Source organism: Pseudomonas sp. KB_15 (assembly GCF_052114525.1).
Taxonomy (GTDB): domain Bacteria; phylum Pseudomonadota; class Gammaproteobacteria; order Pseudomonadales; family Pseudomonadaceae; genus Aquipseudomonas.
The window spans coordinates 1-364 of record NZ_JBFREX010000363.1 but is presented as its reverse complement, the minus strand read 5'-3'; the positions used below and the strand labels follow the sequence as shown (position 1 = coordinate 364).

Annotated in this window: 1 protein-coding gene; it reads right to left on the bottom strand. The window is 69.0% G+C overall.

Annotated features, from left to right (window positions below; translation table 11 throughout):
• Nucleotides 1-109: 109 nt before the first annotated feature.
• A partial coding sequence (locus AB4Z35_RS31300) for a VOC family protein (RefSeq protein ID WP_442101338.1) occupies nt 110-364 on the bottom strand: 255 nt, incomplete at its 5' end.

The following is a 364-nucleotide window of genomic DNA, read 5'->3' as shown; positions in this document are numbered from 1 at the left end:
CCACGTAAGACGCTGCATCAGTGCGCCGATGAAGGTGCTCTGCCCGGCGCGGCTCGAACCGTATCAGCCGGCGCAACCTTTGCAGCCGGCACGCTAGGCCGGTCCACTGTCACATCCCGTCCGGCGGCAGCAGGTGGACGTTGTACGCCACTTCCCACAGGTGGCCGTCCGGGTCCTGGAAGTGACCGGCATAGCCGCCCCAGAAGGTCTTCTGCGCGGGCTTGGTGATGGTCGCGCCGGCCTGTTTCGCCTGTGCCATCACGGCATCGACCTCGGCCTCGCTACGCACGTTGTGGGCCATCGAGAACTCGGTGGCGCTGGGCGGCGCCACCGGCAGGCCGGCCTCGCGGGCGAGGTTCTCGCG